The 17,456-nt window shown below is 73.6% G+C and carries 15 protein-coding genes and 1 tRNA gene; 8 read left to right on the forward strand and 8 right to left on the reverse strand.

Annotation, left to right across the window (positions count from 1 at the left end):
• Positions 1-2 precede the first annotated feature (2 nt).
• A complete protein-coding gene (locus Actkin_RS02920) occupies positions 3-1,211 on the reverse strand; it encodes an ABC transporter permease (RefSeq protein ID WP_258905768.1) in 1,209 nt (402 codons plus the stop codon).
• Positions 1,208-2,116 (reverse strand): ABC transporter ATP-binding protein, encoded by a 909-nt coding sequence (locus Actkin_RS02925; protein ID WP_258905770.1) that lies wholly within the window; start codon positions 2,114-2,116, stop codon positions 1,208-1,210. The genes Actkin_RS02920 and Actkin_RS02925 overlap by 4 nt, the downstream gene beginning before the upstream one ends.
• Positions 2,117-2,247: 131 nt before the next feature.
• Between Actkin_RS02925 and Actkin_RS02930 the strand changes: the two genes are divergently transcribed.
• Positions 2,248-2,320 (forward strand) — tRNA-Arg (locus Actkin_RS02930).
• 56 nt (positions 2,321-2,376) lie between these two features.
• Here Actkin_RS02930 and Actkin_RS02935 read toward each other — a convergent pair.
• Positions 2,377-3,237, reverse strand: a complete 861-nt coding sequence (locus Actkin_RS02935) for an NAD(P)-dependent oxidoreductase (protein WP_258905772.1) — start codon at positions 3,235-3,237, stop codon at positions 2,377-2,379.
• A gap of 49 nt (positions 3,238-3,286) precedes the next feature.
• On the opposite strand from Actkin_RS02935, the gene Actkin_RS02940 reads away from it, so the two are divergent.
• The 3 genes from Actkin_RS02940 (at position 3,287) to Actkin_RS02950 (ending at position 5,565) form a co-directional block, all read left to right on the forward strand.
• The gene (locus tag Actkin_RS02940; RefSeq protein WP_258905774.1) at positions 3,287-3,676 is read left to right on the forward strand and encodes a MerR family transcriptional regulator; all 390 of its coding nucleotides are present in this window, start codon (positions 3,287-3,289) and stop codon (positions 3,674-3,676) included.
• Positions 3,677-3,752: 76 nt separating this feature from the next.
• On the forward strand, positions 3,753-4,703 hold the full coding sequence (locus tag Actkin_RS02945) for a hypothetical protein (RefSeq protein WP_258905776.1): 951 nt from the start codon (positions 3,753-3,755) through the stop codon (positions 4,701-4,703).
• A gap of 130 nt (positions 4,704-4,833) precedes the next feature.
• The gene (locus tag Actkin_RS02950; protein WP_258905778.1) at positions 4,834-5,565 is read left to right on the forward strand and encodes a Calx-beta domain-containing protein; all 732 of its coding nucleotides are present in this window, start codon (positions 4,834-4,836) and stop codon (positions 5,563-5,565) included.
• A gap of 45 nt (positions 5,566-5,610) precedes the next feature.
• On the opposite strand, the gene Actkin_RS02955 is transcribed toward Actkin_RS02950, so the two are convergent.
• Positions 5,611-8,496 carry an AfsR/SARP family transcriptional regulator gene (locus tag Actkin_RS02955; RefSeq protein WP_189208534.1) on the reverse strand — a complete coding sequence of 962 codons (2,886 nt, stop codon included), beginning with the start codon at positions 8,494-8,496 and terminating at the stop codon, positions 5,611-5,613.
• 159 nt (positions 8,497-8,655) lie between these two features.
• On the opposite strand from Actkin_RS02955, the gene Actkin_RS02960 reads away from it, so the two are divergent.
• The 4 genes from Actkin_RS02960 (at position 8,656) to Actkin_RS02975 (ending at position 12,780) form a co-directional block, all read left to right on the forward strand.
• Positions 8,656-10,263, forward strand: coding sequence for a vWA domain-containing protein (locus tag Actkin_RS02960; protein ID WP_258905782.1), 1,608 nt, complete (start codon positions 8,656-8,658; stop codon positions 10,261-10,263).
• 68 nt (positions 10,264-10,331) lie between these two features.
• Positions 10,332-11,051, forward strand: coding sequence for an aminoglycoside 3'-phosphotransferase (locus Actkin_RS02965; RefSeq protein WP_258905783.1), 720 nt, complete (start codon positions 10,332-10,334; stop codon positions 11,049-11,051).
• Between the two features lie 47 nt (positions 11,052-11,098).
• Complete coding sequence (locus Actkin_RS02970) at positions 11,099-12,013, forward strand: ATP-binding cassette domain-containing protein (RefSeq protein WP_258905786.1); 915 nt, start codon at positions 11,099-11,101, stop codon at positions 12,011-12,013.
• Positions 12,010-12,780: an ABC transporter permease gene (locus Actkin_RS02975; RefSeq protein WP_258905788.1), complete on the forward strand. Its 771-nt coding sequence runs from the start codon at positions 12,010-12,012 to the stop codon at positions 12,778-12,780. Before Actkin_RS02970 ends, Actkin_RS02975 begins: the two co-directional genes overlap by 4 nt.
• Here Actkin_RS02975 and Actkin_RS02980 read toward each other — a convergent pair.
• From Actkin_RS02980 to Actkin_RS02995, 4 genes are read right to left on the reverse strand one after another with little or no spacing between them, the layout of a single operon-like run.
• Positions 12,764-15,745: an ATP-binding protein gene (locus tag Actkin_RS02980; protein ID WP_258905789.1), complete on the reverse strand. Its 2,982-nt coding sequence runs from the start codon at positions 15,743-15,745 to the stop codon at positions 12,764-12,766. The two genes, Actkin_RS02975 and Actkin_RS02980, sit on opposite strands and share 17 nt — an antisense overlap.
• Before the next feature lie 49 nt (positions 15,746-15,794).
• A complete protein-coding gene (locus Actkin_RS02985) occupies positions 15,795-16,082 on the reverse strand; it encodes a hypothetical protein (protein WP_258905790.1) in 288 nt (95 codons plus the stop codon).
• 11 nt (positions 16,083-16,093) lie between these two features.
• Complete coding sequence (locus Actkin_RS02990) at positions 16,094-17,152, reverse strand: putative T7SS-secreted protein (protein ID WP_258905792.1); 1,059 nt, start codon at positions 17,150-17,152, stop codon at positions 16,094-16,096.
• Entirely contained in the window at positions 17,140-17,433 is a 294-nt protein-coding gene (locus tag Actkin_RS02995; RefSeq protein ID WP_258905793.1) for a DUF6317 family protein, read from the reverse strand. Before Actkin_RS02995 ends, Actkin_RS02990 begins: the two co-directional genes overlap by 13 nt.
• Positions 17,434-17,456: the final 23 nt, after the last annotated feature.

The following is a 17,456-nucleotide window of genomic DNA, read 5'->3' on the forward strand; positions in this document are numbered from 1 at the left end:
GGTCACACGGGCTTGAGGGCGTCCATCAGCTTCACCCGGGCGCCGCTGCGCATCACCGCGTTGCGGTACACGCGGCCGGACAGCCACACCAGCGCCGGGATCAGGGCGATGGTGAGGACCACGGCCATGATCGCCTGCCACGCGGGCACGCCGCCCATCGCCAGGCGCATGGGCATCAGGGTGGGGGAGAAGACCGGGATCAGGGACAGCGTCTCCACCAGCTTGTTGCCCGGGTCCGCGGGCAGCACCGAGATGCCCACGACGTAGCCGAGGATGACGAACATCAGCGGCGGCGTGATCACCCCGCCGACGTCCTCCTGCCGGGACACCAGGGCGGCCAGGGCGGCGAACAGCAGGGAGTAGACGAGGAAGCCGAGCAGGAACCACACGACCAGCCACACCACCGTGCCCACGGCGGTCGACAGGCTGATCGTGAGCACGTCGAAGGCCAGGGCGGCCCCGATGCCCACGCCGCCGATCACCGCCATCTGCGCCAGCCCGATGACCCCGATGCCCAGCACCTTGCCCGCCATCAGCTGCCACGGCCGGATGGTGGCCAGCAGCAGCTCGACGACCCGGCTGGACTTCTCCTCGACCACGCCGGTCGCCACCATCTGCCCGTTGAGCAGCAGCGACATGTAGATCAGCACCCCGGCGACCATGCCGATCACCAGTTGCTGCCCGTCGTACTCCTGGGGCGGCTCGATCGGCAGCACCTCGACCCGGGCGCGCGCCACGGTCTCGTTGACCGCGCTCGGGTCGCCGCCGAGGTCGGTGATCGCGTTGTTGAACGCGAGCTGCCCGGCGAGCACGTTGAACACGTCCTCCAGCGAGCCGTCGAGATCCTGCTGGACCACCACCACGAAGGTGTCGCCCGAGGGGACGAGCAGCGCGTCCAGGTTCCCGGCCGCCAGCTCCGCGCGCCCGTCGGCCTCGTTCGCGACCGACCGGGTGTCGACGGTGTGGCCGATGGTGCTCGCCGTGGCCTTCAACGGCTGTTCCAGGGCGGTGGTCGGCCCGGTGAGCCCGACCGTGGCGTCCGACCCGCCGCTGATCAGCTTCATCAGCAGGCTGAACCCGACCAGCAGCACCAGCGTCACGCCGGTGACGGCGATGAACGCCTTCGACCGCACCTTGAGCTTGATCTCGCGGCCCGCCACCAGGCCCACGGCCTGCCAGTTGCCCAGCCGCACGTCCGGCGTGCCGGTCATGCCGCCACCTCCCCGGTCACCACGCTGCGGAACAGCTCGGTCAGCGACTGTCGGTGCCTGCTGAACTCGGTCACCGGCCCGGTCGCCAGTGCCGCGCGCAGCACGGCCTGGTCGTCGGCGCCCTCGCCGAGCTCCAACACCGTCCGCGCGCCGTCGTGCTCCCGCACGGTCACGTTCGGCAGGTGGTCGGCCCACCCGGGCTCGGCCTGCGGCGCCACCACGACCAGCCGCGTCGTGCCGCCCGCGCGCAGCGCCTCGACGGTGTCGCAGGCCACCATCTGTCCATTCCGGACGATGCCGACCCGGTCGCACAGCCGCTCCACCAGGTCCAGCTGGTGACTGGAGAACACGACCGGGACCCCGTCCCGTGCCTTGTCCTTCAACACGGTGCTCATGACGTCGACGGCGACCGGGTCCAGCCCGGAGAAGGGCTCGTCGAGCACCAGGATCAGCGGGTTGTGCACGAGCGCGGCGGCCAGCTGCACCCGCTGCTGGTTGCCCAGGCTCAGCTTCTGCACCTCGTCGTCCCACCGCTGCGCCACCCCGAGCCGCTCGGTCCACTCCCGCACCGACCGCTCGGCGGCGGCGGGGGAGAGGCCGTGCAGGCGGGCCAGGTAGACCAGCTGCTCGCCCACCTTCATCTTCGGGTACAGCCCCCGCTCCTCGGGCATGTACCCGATGTGCCGCCGCGTGGTGGGTGTGATGGGCGCCCCATCCCACCGCACCTCCCCACCATCAGCCGCCAGAACCCCCAGCGCGATCCGCATGGTGGTCGTCTTCCCGGCCCCGTTGCTCCCGACGAACCCGAACAACTCCCCAGCCCGCACGTCGAACGTCATCTCCCGTAACGCCACGACGTCCCCATACCTCTTGGAGACCCCATCGATCTCCAGACGGCGACCCATCCGCCACTCCCCTCATCGTCCTCACCAGGGCGAACACCCCCCATACTGCCCGCCCCGGGCGAACCGGACATCCGGCAGGCCCCCTAGTGGCCGCCCCGACGGCGCCCTCGGGGTAAGGTGACCCCAGGCACGCCCTCGTAGCTCAGGGGATAGAGCATCGGTTTCCTAAACCGTGTGTCGCAGGTTCGATTCCTGCCGGGGGCACTCAGAACGGCGATGGAGTGAATGACATCGGGGGCTCAGCCGTCGCGGAGCGCTGATTACTCGTTTCCCGGTTTGGTGAACTCCTCGATCAGCACCGGGTACTGCTCTCCGCCGTGGCCTGCCGAGATGGCGCGGGCGGCGAAGGTCTTGAACAGGCGGGGTAGGGCGGTGTTGATGCCCACGGCCTCGCTTTCCGCGATCAGGTGGTCCATTGCCCGGGCGTCGGTTTCCAGGGCTGAGGCTTCGGCGGGGTAGGCGTTGTTGTCGATTTGGGCGGCGTAGCCGGGCAGCCATTCGGCGACGCCTCTGGCCAGGTGTTGGGCGAAGGGGGCGTAGGTCGCGGCGTTGACGCCCGCGGTCCTGAGCAGGGCGGTGCCGTGGAGCCAGGCGTTGAGGATGCCCCACATCATGGTCAGGCCCCCGGCGTCGTAGAGGGAGGCGAGGCCGTGGTCGGGGCCTAGGTGGTTGACGGTGCCCAGGGCGGTGAGCTGATCGTCCACGGGCGCGCCGCTGAGCAGGATCAGCGCGTCCGGAGTCCCGATGTACGGCGGGGTCGCCATGATGGCGCCGTCGACGTACCTCGCGCCGCGCTGCGCCGCCCAGCGGGCGGTGTCGCGGGCCTCGGTGGAGGTGCCGGAGGTCAGGTTCACCAGCACGGCGCCGTCCAGGTCGGCGGGGGCCAGCAGGTCGTGCACGGCGTGGTAGTCGGTGAGGCAGATGATCGCCAGGCCCGCCTTCACCGCGTCGTCGATCGTCGTCGCCAGACGGGCGCCGCGTGCCACCAGGTGCTCGGCCTTGGCGGGCGTGCGGTTCCACACGGTGGTCGGGTGGCCGTTGTCGAGGAACGCGGCCGCGAGTGCCTGGCCCATCAGGCCGAGGCCGATGATCGTCACGGGCGCCTTGCTGTCGTTGGTCATGGCAGCATCGTCAACGTTGATACCGGTGTGAAGGTCAAGCGAGGTCGCGATGCGGATCGGGGAACTGAGTCGTCGCACGGGGGTGCACGCCCACCAGCTGCGCTACTACGAGGCGCAGGGGCTGTTGCCCGCGGCGCGTGGCGCGAACGGTTACCGCGAGTACGACGACGCCGCTGTCCTGCGGGTGAAGCAGATCCGCCACCTGCTCGGCGCGGGCCTGTCCAGCGAGGACATCGCCTACCTGCTGCCCTGCGCGACCGGGGAGACGCCGGAGCTGGTCGGCTGCCCCGAGCTGCTGGCCGCGATGCGGTCCCGGCTGGGACGGCTGGACGAGCGGATCGAGCGGCTCGCCCGCTCCCGCGACGCCCTCGCCGACTACATCGACGCCGCCGAGCGGTCCGGCCGCCAGAGCTACCCGCCCTTCGACGACGCCGCGTGATGTAACAGGTCGGCGCCCGATGACGAGTCCCTGACTGCGGGCCCGGCAGCCACGGGTCGAGCACCGAGGAGCGTGGGTGACCTACCAGCCTGGACCGCCGCCGAACGGCTGGCAGCGGATGGAGAGCGCGCGTTCGGTGATCCTCGTGGCGCTCATCGCCGACGGACTGCAGATCGCGACCGCGCTGACGACGGCGTTGCTCGACCCGACGAAGTGGCGGGAGTTCTTCACCTTCAGCAGCGTCGCCGCCGCGCTCGTCGTGGCCGTCATCGTGGTCGCGACGTGGCGGGCGATCCCTGCGGTCGGCCGGGCGCTCGGCATCGTCTTCGTGCTCGCCAACGTCGCCTTCGTCGTGTTCTACGCCCGGCCCGGCACCGCCCAAGGGCTCCCACCACCGCCCACCTCGGCACAGACCACCGTCTCACCGCCGACGCAGGCGCCTGCGACGACGACAACCACCACCCAGCCGCCCCCGCCGCCCACCACGGTCCCCCCGACGACCACGCCGCGCGCGCCCGCCCCGAAGACCGCCGCGCCCCGCCCCGCTGCGTCGTGGACGGTGACGCCGGACACCTCGCGCGAGTCGTCGGTGGAGCCGGGATCCGGTCTGCAGCTGCGGTTCTGGCCGTATCCCTCGGGCAGCGAGGTAGTCGGGGACCTGCGCTACGAGGACGGTTACGCGTGGGCGCCGGTCGGTTTCGGCAGCGGGTGCACGGTGCCGTACGCGACCTACGTCTTCTCCGGCATCCCCGCTGGCGAGTACGTGGTGTCCATCCGCGTCCCCGATATCGACGGGCTGACCACCAACGCCGAGTACAGCGGCCCGAGCATGTCCCTGAGCCTCGACCAGTCCGCGCACCGGGGCTCCTGGGTCGACCTCCCGACCGTCCGCACCTCCGACGTCGACGGCGACGCGATGATCGGCATCACCATGCAGCAGCGCTACGACGAGCACAGCGGCGACACCGGCTGCACCGTCCGCGATGAACGCATCGCCTTCGCCGCGATCCGGATCACCAAGGTCTAGCTGCGTCCACAACCGTGCTGCAACCGCCGTGGTCTAGCCAGGACTGGGATGGTTCCAGTGATGGGAGGCGGACGAAGTGGTGCGGACAGCGGTGTTATGCGCGCTCGTGGCGACGATGACGGTCGGCTCGTTGACGGCTTCACCCTCGGGGGTGTCGTTGACGGCGAGTTGTGCTCCCGCCGCCGTCGCGATCAGCAACTACAGCAACTACGAGGGCACCGGTCAGGGCGTCCGCAGCTTCACCTTCCTGGTCGCGGTGACCCCCGCCGCAGGGTGCACGGCGACCGGCTCCGTCCAGGTGCACACGTCCAACGGCACGGCGCAGGCGCCGGGTGACTTCCAGGCGACCACCACCACGGTGAGCTGGAACGGCGAAACCGCGCCGCGCACCGTCACCGTGCCCGTCATAGCCGACTCCACCGCTGAGAACGACGAGGGGTTCACCGTGGTTCTCACCAACCCGGTCAACCTCGTCATCACCAAGCAGACCGGGTTCGGCGCCGTGCTGGACGACGATGACCCGCCGCAGCGCACGGGTGTCGACGGGGGCAAGATCTGCTGGGCGATCGACCGGGGCACGAACTCCGAGCAGACCTGCCGGGTCGCGATCCGGACGAACCTCCCGGCCCGCGCGCCGATCACCGTGCACTTCCGGACCATCGCGCTGGACAAGCCCGTCGGCTACGAGCCGGTGCGCGACGGCCTGATCACCATCCCGGTGGGCAGCACGACCGGCGTCGCGGAGATCAAGCTGCTCCCCGGCCCGCGCCCGGCGGAGGAGCGGTTCGTGTTCGAGCTGTTCGACCCGTCGGCAGGCGTGCTCGACTCGCCGAGGACCGTGGTGACCATCCTGGCGAAGTGAGTCGACAGCCGGTGGGGGCGTCTCGGTCGAGGCGTCCCCACCGGCTCACCGGCCGGGTGCGGTGACCTCGTGGAGTTCGGCCAGCGCGGCCTGCAGCTGCGCCTGTTCGTCCTCGTCCGGCACGCCCGCGCGCAGGACGACGGCGCGTTCCAGTTCGCGGCGGGCGTCGGTGTGGCGGCCCGCGGCGAGGTAGGCGCGGCCCAGGTGGGCGATGGCGGCCGCCTCGCCGTGGCGGTCGCCCACGGCGCGGCTGGCCTGCAGGGCGCTGGCGAAGTGGTCGGCCGCCGGGCCGGGGGCGCCTCGGTCGAGGTGCACCCGCCCGGCGTCGAGCAGGCACTCCCACTCCAGCCACTGGTCGCCGAGGTCGCGGCTGATGGTGATGGCCCGCTCGACGGCGGCGAGGGCAGCGGTGTGCTCGCCGAGCTGCAGCCGCGCCTCGCCGATGGTGTCCAGGGTCGCGGCGACCAGCCGGTCGTGGCCGAGGTCGGCGAAGGTGCCGAGGGCGTCGGTCAGCGGGGCGAGGCTCAGCCCGGCCCGGCCCATGCGCACGTACGTGTGGCCGAGGTTGCGCTGCGCGAGCGCCCTGCCCAGCGCGTTGCCCGCCGCGCCGCAGGTCGCCACGGCGCGCTCGTGCGCGACGACCGCCTCGTCGAAGCGGCGCAGCTCGGCCAGGGCGTTGGCGATGTTGTTGTGGACGTGCCCCTCGCCTGCCGCGTCGCCCGCCGCCTGGGCGGCCAGCAGCGCGGCGCGGTTGGTGGCCAGGGCATCCTCGAACCGGCGGATCATGAAGTACGCGACGCCCAGGCCGCGCAGCGTCTCGGCCTCGGCGCGCGGGTCGCCCAGCGCGGCGGCGGCCTCCGCGGCCACGGCGCACACCCTGGTCCGCAGGTGCCAGTGGCCGGTCGCGTCGTGGTAGCTGGTGAGCAGGTACGTCAGCTGCCACGCGGCGTCGAGCCTGCCGTGCGCGCGGGCGAGGCGCACCACGGGCAGCACGTTGTCCCGCTCGCCGTTGAGGAACGCCAGGGCGGCGTGCCGGTCGTCCGGGAAGGGCAGGCGGTCCGGGCGGAACCCGGGGTCGGGGCGCACCGCGTCCCGGCGCGGATCGATCACCCGGTTCGCGGCCTCGGCGACGGCCAGGTACCAGTCCAGCAGCCGGTCCACCGCCGCGGCGCGGTCGGCGGCCGACACCTCGGCCGCCACCCGCTCCGCGGCGAACTCGCGCGTCAGGTCGTGCGCGCGGTACCGGTCCTGACCGACGGGGCTGAGCAGGTGCCCGCTGGCGAGCGCGGCCAGCGCGTCGGCCGCCTGCGCGGTCCCGATCCCGCACAGCGCGGCCCCGGCCCCGGCCGTCACCGTCGCGCCGGGCGCCAGCCCGACCATCCGGAACATCGCGGCGTCGGCCGGGGACAGCGGCCGGTACGCGCTGGCCAGCACGGTGCCCACCGTGCGCGAGTCGCCCTCGATGGCGAGCCCGTCCAACCGGCCCGCGCTGGCCAGGTCGGCGGCCGTGGCGGCCAGCGTGGCCGACGCCGCTGCTTGCAGCCGGGCGGCGATGATGCGCAGCGCCAGCGGCATCCCGCCGCACAGCCGCGCCAGCCGGGCGGCCGCGACCGGCTCGCGGCGGACGCGGGCGTCGCCGAGCACCCGGGCGAGCAGGGCGAGCGAGTCGGCGTGGTCGAGCGCGTCGACGGCGACCACCCGCACCGCGTGCCGCGTGCCCAGCGCCGCCAGGGTCGCGCGGCTGGTCACGGCCAGCACGCTCGCCCCGGCCCCGGGCACCAGCGGCAGCACGTCGTCCACGCCGCCCGCGTTGTCCACGAGCACCAGGCAGCGGCGGGCCTTGAGCAGCGACCGGTACAGCGCGGCCCGTTCGGCGGCGTCGGCGGGGACGCGGTCGTCGGGCACGTCCAGCGAGCGCAGGAGGTGGGCGAGCGCGTCGGCGGGGCCCTGCTCGGCCAGGTCGAGGTAGAGCTGCCCGTCGGGGAAGCGGGCGGCCACCCGGTGCGCCCACTGCACGGCCAGGGCGGTCTTGCCCATGCCCGCCGCGCCCGTGATCACCACGACCGGCCGCTCCGCGCCCGCGACGACGTCGTCCAGCGCCGACAGCTCGGCGGCGCGGCCGGTGAAGTGCCCGACCGGGGCGGGCAGCTGCGCGGGCGCGGCCAGGTAGGCGGGCTCGCCGTCGAGCGCGGGGTCGCGGCGCAGGATCGCGGTGTGCAGGGCGGCCAGGTCCGGCCCGGGGTCGGCGCCGTAGGACTCGGCGAGGTCGCGGCGGACCCGGTCGAACACCGCCAGCGCGTCGGCGTGCCTGCCGCAGCGGTGCAGCGCGAGCATCGCCAGCCCGGCCATGCGCTCGCGCAGCGGGTGGCGGGCCAGCAGGCGGGGGAGTTCGCGGGCGGCGTCGTCGTGCCCGCCCAGCCGCAGCTCGGCATCCCAGAGGTCCTCCACCGCGGATAATCGCTGCTCGGCAAGGTCGTCCACGGCGTGCTTGCCCCAGTCGGCCAGCGGGGTGTCGGCGAACGGCTCGCCCCGCCACAGCCCGACCGCCTCGCGCAGCAGCGCGGCGGCGCGGTCGGCGGCGAGCCCGCGGGCCGCCCTGACCAGCGCGGCGAAGCGGTGCGCGTCCACCGACTCCGGCGCGACGTCCAGGATGTAGCCGGGGCCTCGGGTGACCAGGACGCCGCCGAAGCCCGCCGCGGCGAGCGCGGTCCGCAGCCGGGCGACGTGACTGTGCAGGGTCTTCACGGCGGTGCGCGGCGGCTGGTCGCCCCAGAGGACGTCGACGAGCCGGGTCGCGGACAGCACCGTGCCCGCGTGCAGCGCGAGCACGCCGAGGACAGCGCGTTGACGCGCGCCGTGCAGCTCAGCCCGCCCGGTCGGACCGACGGCCTCGACCGGTCCCAGGACACCGAGCCATCCGGGTCCGGTCACCCCAGGTCGCCTCCGTGCGTCATCGCCCGACGCGAGCGTAGCCGGCCGGGCGAACGGGCAAATCGGCCAACCGGGTTGCGCCGACAACCACGGCACAACCCCGCTGCAACCGGACGGCCGGACGCTCGGGCGAACCCCGGTCCGACGGAAAGGATCCCCATGTCCCACCCCCTGCAGCGGCGGCGCGTCCCGCTACTGGCCGCGGTGGCCGTCGCCGCCGCCCTCGCCCCGGCGATGAGCGCCGCGGCCGCCCCGGCCGCGGCGAGCCCGTGCGGCCCGATGGACGTCACCATCGTGCTGGACACGACCGGCAGCATGGGCGGCGCGCTGACCAACGTGCAGTCCGGGCTCAACAGCATCCTGTCCGACGTGGTGGCGCTGTCCGGCGGTGATTACAAGTTAGGGCTGGTCAGCTTCAAGGACACCGTGTCCGTGCACGTCGACCTCGCGGCGGGCAACCAGGCCGCCGTGGCGGCCCAGCTCGGCGCGCTCACCGCGACCGGCGGCTCGGCGGAGCCGGAGGCGTCCGACGAGGCGCTCAACACCGTGGTCAACAACCTGCCCGCCGCCGGACGCCCCCAGACCGGCGACTTCGCGGGCACGTGGCGCACCAACGCCACCAAGCACACGATCATGGTCACCGACGCCCGCCCCGGAGGGTTCGACAACGCGCACACCGCCGCGGACGTCGCCAACGCCCACCAGGTCGCGCTCGACGCGCAGGCGGGCGGCATCAAGCTGACGCCGATCTACGTGCCCACGTCCACGGTCTACAGCGGCGCCATCGTGCCGATCATGCAGGACTACGCCACCACGACCGGCGGCTACTTCTACCAGACCGATCCGCTCGGCGCCGACACCGCGGCCTACATCCGCCGCGCGCTGCACAACTGCGCGCCCACCGATGTCTTCATGCGCGACAACACCTCCGACGCCGGTGTCGAGCCGCTGGTCTCCGGGTCGGCGTACACCAGCCCGGACATCCGGGTCTGCACCACGCCGTCGTCCTGCCCGGGCGCCAACCCGATCGCGGGGGCGACGAACTACGTGTTCGTGGATCTGCGCAACCCGGGCCCGGGGGGCAGCGGCACCGGGGTCGGCACGCTCCGGCTGTACTACACCGCCCAGGGCGGGGGCGCGCAGTGGCCGACGCACTGGACCGAGTTCGGCTCCGAGTCCGGGGTCACCGTGCCCCCGGGCGGGACGACGGTGATGGTCGAGTGGCCGAACGTGCCCGGCCCCGGCCACTTCTGCCTGCTCGCCCGCTGGGAGTCGGCGACCGACCCGATGACGTTCGCCGAGACCCCGGCCACGCACACGAACGCGCGCAACAACAACAACATCGCCTGGCGCAACATCAACTCGGTCCGCGCGCTGCCGGGCACCAAGCCGATCACCCGCCCGTTCACCGTCGGCAACCCGTTCCCCGAGCCGCTGGTCACCGACCTGGTGCTGGCGGGCGGTGAGCGGGCGTTCGGCGGCAGGCTGGTGCTCGACCTCGGCCCCGACCTCACCCGCCGCTGGCTCGCCGCGGGCGGCAAGGCCGAGGGCGTGCGCCGGGTCGGCGAGACCCGGGTCGAGATCGCCGACCCGCGCCGCGCCGTGCTGCACGACCTGGAGCTCAAGCCCGGTGAGCGCCTGCAGACCACGCTCACGTTCGCCGCGGGCGACACCGCCGCCCCCGGCCAGACCGTCCGGATGTTCCAGACCGACCAGCGCGGCGAGGACCTGGGCGGCGTGGAGTTCGTGATCAGCGAAAGGGAGTAGCCGTCCGGCCGGCGCCCGATCGTCCATAGTGGATGATCGGGCGCCGGTCGCTCTGGCAGACTGGGCGCATGGAGATCCCGCGGTCCGTGCTCGATGTCGTCGGCGGCGATGCGGTGTGGAGCGCCGACCACGAGGGGCTCAGCGGTGGCGTGCGGAGGACCACCGGCGCGGCGGGGACGTTCTTCGTCAAGCGGGGCCCGGACGCCGTCCGGGAGCACGAGCGCCTGCGCTGGCTGGAGGGGCGCGTCGCCGTCCCCGCCGTCGCGGCGTTCGCGGACGACTGGCTCGTCCTGGCCGACGTCGGCGCGCCGTCGCTGGCGGGCGTCGCGCCGGAGGCGGCGGGCGCGGCGATGGGCCGCCTGCTGCGCGCCCTCCACGCCCTCCCCGTCGAGGAGTGCCCCTTCGACGCGGGCTCGGACTCGGCCGTGGCCGTGGCGACCGCCATGGTGGAGACCGGCCGGGTCGACCCGGACGACTTCGACGACGACCACGCTGGCTGCTCGCCCGCCGACCTCCTCGACCGGCTGGTCAAGCTCAAGCCAGCCGATGCGGACCCGGTCGTCGCCCACGGCGACTTCACGCCCGCCAACGTCCTCCTCCGCCCGGACGGGACCTGCGTGCTGATCGACGTCTCCCGCCTCGGCCGCGCCGACCGCCACCGCGACCTCGCCATCGCCGAGCGGGAACTGCCCGGTCCCGCCTTCGCCGCCTTCCTCGCCGAATACGGCCCGACGAGCATCGATGGGGACAGGCTGTACTGGTACCGCCTGCTCGACGAGTTGCTCTGAAACCGCGCTGAAACCGCCCTGATCCGGCGCCGCCGCAGGCTGTGCCCATGACCAACGCGATCAGCGTCGTGGGGCTCCGCAAGGCCTACGGCGACCACACCGTCCTCGACGGCATCGACATCCAAGTCCCGGTCGGCACGATCTTCTCGCTGCTCGGCCCCAACGGCGCGGGCAAGACGACCACCGTCAATATCCTCACCACCCTCATCCGCGCCGACGCGGGCGACGTCGCGATCATGGGCCAGCGGGAGCCCGACGCGATCCGCGCCGCCATCGGGGTGACCGGGCAGTTCTCCGCGGTGGACAACCTGCTCACCGCCGAGGAGAACCTCATCCTCATGGCCGACCTGCACCACCTCGGCCGCCGCGCGGGCCGCCGGGTCGCCGCCGACCTGCTGGAGCGCTTCGACCTGGTGGCCGCGGCCAGGAAGACCGCGGCCACCTTCTCCGGCGGCATGCGGCGCAGGCTCGACCTGGCCATGACGCTGGTCGGCGGCCCCCGGCTGATCTTCCTCGACGAGCCGACCACCGGCCTCGACCCGCGCAGCCGCCGCGGCATGTGGGAGATCATCCGCGACCTGGTCCGCCAGGGCACCACGGTCTTCCTGACCACCCAGTACCTGGAGGAGGCCGACCAGCTCGCCGACCGCATCGCCGTGCTCAACGGCGGCAGGCTGGTCGCTGAGGGCACCGCCGACGAGCTGAAGCGGATGATCCCCGGCGGCCACGTCCGGCTGCGCTTCGCCGACGCCCGCGGCCTGGAGTCCGCCGCCTACGCCCTGGGCGCCGCCCAGCGCGACGACCTCGCCCTGCACGTGCCCAGCGACGGCAGCCTGCGCTCGGTGAAGGCCCTGCTCGACCGCCTCGACGACGAGTCCATCGAGGTCGAGCAGCTGTCCATCCACACCCCCGACCTCGACGACGTCTTCCTCGCCCTGACCGACAAGGAGCCCGCGCGATGAACCACGCCCTGGCCGACTCGGCCACCATGCTGCGCCGCAACCTCCGGCACCTGCTGCGCTACCCGTCGGTGACGATCATGCTGGCGGGCTTCCCGATCCTGTTCCTGCTGCTGTTCGTCTACGTCTTCGGCGGCACCCTCGGCGCCGGGCTCGGCGGGTCCGGGGGACGCGCGGACTACATCGAGTACGTCGTCCCCGGCATCCTGCTGATGTCCATCGCCAGCGCCGCGCAGGGCACGGCGATCTCGGTGGCCACCGACATGACCGAGGGCATCATCGCCCGCTTCCGCACCATGAACATCGCCAGGGTGTCCGTCCTCACCGGACACGTCGTCGGCAGCATGGTCCAGACGATGGTCGGCATCGTGCTGGTGCTCGGCGTCGGCCTGCTCATCGGCTTCCGGCCCAGCGCGAACGCCGTGGAGTGGCTGGGCGTGCTCGGGTTCATCGCCCTGGTCACCCTCGCGATCGTCTGGCTGGCGGTCGCGCTCGGGCTGGTGTCCAAGACCGTCGAGGGCGCGAGCAACCTGCCCATGCCGCTGATGTTCCTGCCGTTCCTCAGCAGCGGGTTCGTCCCCACCGATTCGATGCCCGCCGGGCTGCGCGCCTTCGCTGAGCACCAGCCGTTCACCCCGATCATCGAGACTATCCGCGGTCTGCTGACCGACGCCCCGGTCACCAAGGGGTGGCTCGCGGTGGGCTGGTGCGCGGTCATCGCGCTCGGCGGCTACCTGTGGTCGCGCAAGCTGTTCAACCGCGACCGCTGAGCGCCGCCAGGGCGGCCAGCCGCAGTTCCTCCCGGCCCAGCCCGGCGTACTCCGACACCGCGTCGGCGTACGCCGGGCCGTCGGCGTCCTCGGCGGCCGCGCGGGCGGCGGCGACGGACATGGTGGGCTGGAAGTTGCGCAGGTACCCGAACGCCTCGGCCAGCGCGACCAGCCGCACGCCCCCGGTGTCGCCGCTGGCGAGGTCCGCCATGCCCACCGCGAGCAGCTGTGCGCCCAACAGCGGGAGCAGCACCAGGTAGGGCGGGGGGTTGTCGATCGGGTTGGCCAGCAGGGACGTCAGCTGCTCGGTCAGCCGCCGCAGGTCGTCGCGGACCAGGTCGAGCGCGCCATGGCGGGCGTGCGCGATCACGGCGACGCTGCGCGCCTCCACGACCCAGAGGTCATAGCCTGGCGGATCGCCGTGGACGAGGTCGTCGCCCGCGGATCTGACCTCGTCGAGCACGCGTCGCCAGAGCGCGAGCCCCGCGTCGGTCTCCCCGCGCGTGAACAGGACCTCGGCCCGCACGGCGAGGTGGTAGGCGGTGGTGCCGTTCCCCGCCTCCCCGTGCGAGATCAGCTCCAGCCAGCGCTCCGCCTCGTCCAGCGCGCCGATGCGCAGGTTGGCCAGCACCAGCCACCACCGCAGCCCGGCGACGTCGGCCGCGGCGCCGAGCCGGTCCAGCACCGGCAGCGCCGCGAGCAGGTGGTCGCGGCTGCGCACGCCGTCGTCCGCGCGCAGGGTGAGTTCGGCCAGCCTGCTGTGCGCCATCGCCCACTGCCACGGCGCTTCCCGCTGGTCTGTGGCCGCCAACGCCTTGTCCGCCTCGGCGATCGCGGCGTCGATGTCACCGTCGTGCTCGTGCTTGTAGGTTTCCAGCGCGCCTGCGGCGGCGACGACTGCCTGCTGGTCGTCCGCGCGGAACCCGGGGTCGACCAGAAGGTGCGCGTACGCCCGGACCATGGTGTCCGGCGGCGTGGTGAGGACTCGCCGCAGCGCGCTCAGCGTCCGCTCGGGGCGCGGGCCGTTCAACATCATCTTGTACAGGGTGGACAGTGTGAGCGCGGTGACGGCCGGGTCGGACGGCTCCGCGCGGATGAGCACCGGGTCGACCTCGGCGGCGACCGCGGCGAGCCGGGTGTAGTTGGACTCGATGATCCACAGGCTCATCAGCACGGCGGCGATCGCCGGATGCGGGGACAGGCGCAGGGCGTGCAGGAGGTTGTCCTCCTCGGCCCGCAGCAGCGCCGCCACCGCGAAGGCGTCCGGACCGAACACCGCGTCGTGGTAGCGGGTGCCGAAGTCGACCGCCCAGGCGAGGAAGCGCTCGTCCGGCGGGCCTTGGGCGAACTCGCGCACGGTCTCCAGCATCCGGAAGCGGGTGCCCGTCGGGGTGTCCTCGACCTTGAGCAGGGACTGGTCGACCAGGGCCTCGATGGTGTCCAGCACGTCGCCGTCGATCAGCCAGCCTGCGGATTCCTCGGTGAACCCGCCGGGGAAGACCGCGAGCGCGGTCATGGCGGCCTGGGCGTCGGGGTCCAGCAGGTTCCACGACCAGTCGACGACCGCGCGGAGGGTCCGGTGGCGGGCGGGTGCGTCGCGCGGCCCGCCGCGCAGCAGGGTGAACCGGTCGGCGAGGCGCGCGGCGATCTCGGGGACCGACAGCACGCGCACGCGGGCGGCGGCCAGCTCCACGGCCAGCGGCAGGCCGTCGAGGCGTTCGCACAGCTCGGCGACGACGTCCCTCGGCAGCTCGACGCCGGGCCGGGCGGCTCGCGCGCGGTGCTCGAACAGGGCCACGGACGTGGCCAGGTCCAGCTCGGGCAGCGGGTACACCGACTCGGACGACAGGCCCAGCGGCGCGCGGCTGGTGGTGAGGACGCGCAGGTCCTTCGTCGTCGACACCAGCGTCCGCACGAGATCGGCCGCGCCGCGCAGGACGTGCTCGCAGTTGTCCAGGATGAGCAGGGCGCCGGGCCCGAGCGCGTCGGCGATCCGGCCCTCGCCCGCGCCGACGACCGAGGCGACCTCGCCCGCCACGTCGTCGTCGGAGCCGACGCCCGCGAGGGCGACCAGGTGCACGACCCGCTGCTCGGCCTGGTGGCCGACGGCCTGCGCCAGCCGGGTCTTGCCCAAGCCGCCGGGACCGACGATCGACGTCACCCGGGACGTCCTGACCAGTCCGGTGACCGCGGCGAGGTCGGCGTCGCGGCCCAGCAGGGGGTTCGGCTCGTGGGCGACGTTGTGCCGCACGGGCTCGCCCTGGAGCAGCCGCTGGTGCAGCGCCTGGACGGCGGCCCCGGGGTCGCTGCCGAGCTCGTCGCGCAGGAAGCGGCGGTAGGTCTCGTACCGGGCGAGGGCGGCGGCGGGCCCGGCGGTGGCGGCCTCGGAGCGCAGCAGCTCCAGCAGGACCTCCTCGTCGTGCGGGCGTTCCCCGGCCAGCGCGGTCAGCGCGTCCAGCGCCTCGGCGTGGCGGTTCAGCCGGGACAGCGCCAGCGCCCGCGCGCGCTCCAGCGACCCGAGCGCGGCCATCCGGTCCGCGCGCAGGGCCGACAGCGGGCCGTCGCCGTCGACGCCGCTGCCGTCCCAGAGCGCCAGACCGGCCTCGGCGTGCTCCAGCGCGCTCGCGTGGTCGCCCGCGCGCGAGCACTGCGCGCTCGCCGCCGCGCGGGCGACCAGCGCGGAACTGTCCACCTGGTCCGCTTCCAGCCCGAGCCGGTACCCCGTCGGCGTGCGGACGACGAGGTCGGGGCCGAGCTGCGAGCGCGTCCGGGAGACCAGGATCTGCAGCGCCTTGGCCGGGTTCTCCGGCCGCTCGTCCGGCCACAGCTCGTCGATGAGCCGCTGCGTGCCGCACCCGCCGCGCAGGTCGGCGGCCAGCAGCGCGACGAGGTCCCGGAGCCGGGCCGCGGTGATCTCCCGGTCCCGGTAGGACACCCGCGACAGCAGGATCAGGTCGGGGCTCACCGGGGCAGGATAGATGCTCCGCGCCGCCGCCCGAGCCGGAAAGCCGTGGTCACCCGGCCATGGTGAGGGCGGCGAGGATCTCGTCGCGCCGCTCGATGAACCTGTGGCCCGGGTAGGGCAGCTCGAAGGAGTACAGGACCTCCCGCAGGGCCTCCTTCTCCTCGGCCGTGACCGGGATCCGGCGGTTGACCAGGCCCGCGGCGAGGTTGTCCGCCAGCTCGCCCCACTCGCCGACGAACGCGAACTGCCGGTACCGGGCCAGGCGGTCCGGCGGGAGGCGGTCGGCCAGGCTCTCGACCAGCGCGGTGGCCTTGGCGCGCATCTCGGGTGTCTGCACGGTCATTCCCTTCAGAGGTTCCAGAACGAGGACGCGTCGCGGTCGGCGTCGTGCGCGCGGTCGGCCCGTTCGCGGTGCTGGTCGGCGACCATGCGCGAGGTGTCGGCCTCGTCGCGCAGGGACTGGGCGGCGGCGCTGTGCTCGGACGCGGCCTCGTGGTCGCCCGCCTCAGCGGCCTCCTCGGCGGCCTCCTCGTGCTCGTCCGCGCGGTGTTCGGCCTCCTCGGCGTGGTCGTCGGCCTCCTGCGCGTCGTCGAGCTCCTCGTCGATGTCGACGCTGCTGCGGCCGCCGTTCTCCTCGGGGGAGAGCGGCTGCGGGTCGCCTTCCTCGTCGTTGCGGCAGACGCCCCTGCCGTACTCGGGATAGGCGGTCACCACGTCGCCGTCGTCATCGACGATCACCACGACGCGCACGCCGTCACGGGTGCCCTCGGCGATCCAGTTGCCGTTGTCCTGCCGCTGCGGGGCCTGGTCCGGATCGCGGGCGACGTCGTCCACCGTGTCCATGATCTTGTCGTCGTCCCAGTCCTCCGGGAACACCGTCTTGCCCGGAACCCCGCTGTCGTGGTGGTGGCCGCCGCCGCGGTGGTCGCCCCACAGGATGTGGGTGCGCCTGCCCTCGGCGTTGATCGTGCTCGGGTCGGGGTGATCGCCGACCACGTCGTCCCACTTGCTGCCCGACGCGCCCGGCTGGGCGAGGGTCCGGGGGGCCTGGGCGTCGGCGGCGCGCACCGCGAGCACGGCGTCGTCGCCTGCGGTCGCGACCTGGGTCCGGATGCGCTCGTGGTCGTCCTCCGGCGCGGTCTCGGCCTCCCGCTGCGCCCACTCCAGCGTGTCCGCGTACGCCGCGACGGCCCGGCCCGCGGCGTGGCAGGCGTCCACGGCGGCCAGCCAGCCCGGCGCCGTGCGCTCCTGGTACGCCGCGAACGCCAGCGCCGCCTCGCCCTCCCACTCCGGGGCCAGCGCGGCCACCCCGCGCTGCGCGACCTCCAGCGCCTCGCCGAAGCGCCGCCAGCGCTCGGCGTCGGCCCGGATCGCGGCGACGTCGCCCGGGATGGTCAGCTCAGCCACGCGGTGAACACCCCCGCCGCTTCGCCGTCGGTGTCGGTGTAGGCCGCCGCCGAGGCGGTGAGCCGCTCGCCGATGGAGTCCACCTCGTCGGTGAACCCGTCCGCCAGGGCGCGCAGGCGCTCGGCGAAGGCGCGCATCTCCTGGGCCAGCCCCGCGTGCCCGGGGTCGCCGATGTCCGCGGTGAGCAGGCCCCCCGCCCGCGCGCGCAACTCCTCGCCCAGCGCGCCCGCCGCCGACGCGGCCTCGCGCAGGCTGTCGACCCCTGCGGTGAATCCGCCCACCCCGACCTCCACATCCGATGATC

It is taken from the genome of Actinokineospora sp. UTMC 2448 (assembly GCF_024760565.1).
Taxonomy (GTDB): Bacteria; Actinomycetota; Actinomycetes; order Mycobacteriales; family Pseudonocardiaceae; genus Actinokineospora; species Actinokineospora fastidiosa.

Coding starts and splice junctions, on each gene's coding strand:
- Actkin_RS02975 (WP_258905788.1), top strand. CDS start 12,010: ATGAACCACGCCCTGGCCGACTCGGCCACCATGCTGCGCCGCAACCTC.
- Actkin_RS02940 (WP_258905774.1), top strand. CDS start 3,287: ATGCGGATCGGGGAACTGAGTCGTCGCACGGGGGTGCACGCCCACCAG.
- Actkin_RS02960 (WP_258905782.1), top strand. CDS start 8,656: ATGTCCCACCCCCTGCAGCGGCGGCGCGTCCCGCTACTGGCCGCGGTG.
- Actkin_RS02925 (WP_258905770.1), bottom strand. CDS start 2,116: ATGGGTCGCCGTCTGGAGATCGATGGGGTCTCCAAGAGGTATGGGGAC.
- Actkin_RS02965 (WP_258905783.1), top strand. CDS start 10,332: ATGGAGATCCCGCGGTCCGTGCTCGATGTCGTCGGCGGCGATGCGGTG.
- Actkin_RS02970 (WP_258905786.1), top strand. CDS start 11,099: ATGACCAACGCGATCAGCGTCGTGGGGCTCCGCAAGGCCTACGGCGAC.
- Actkin_RS02920 (WP_258905768.1), bottom strand. CDS start 1,211: ATGACCGGCACGCCGGACGTGCGGCTGGGCAACTGGCAGGCCGTGGGC.
- Actkin_RS02935 (WP_258905772.1), bottom strand. CDS start 3,237: ATGACCAACGACAGCAAGGCGCCCGTGACGATCATCGGCCTCGGCCTG.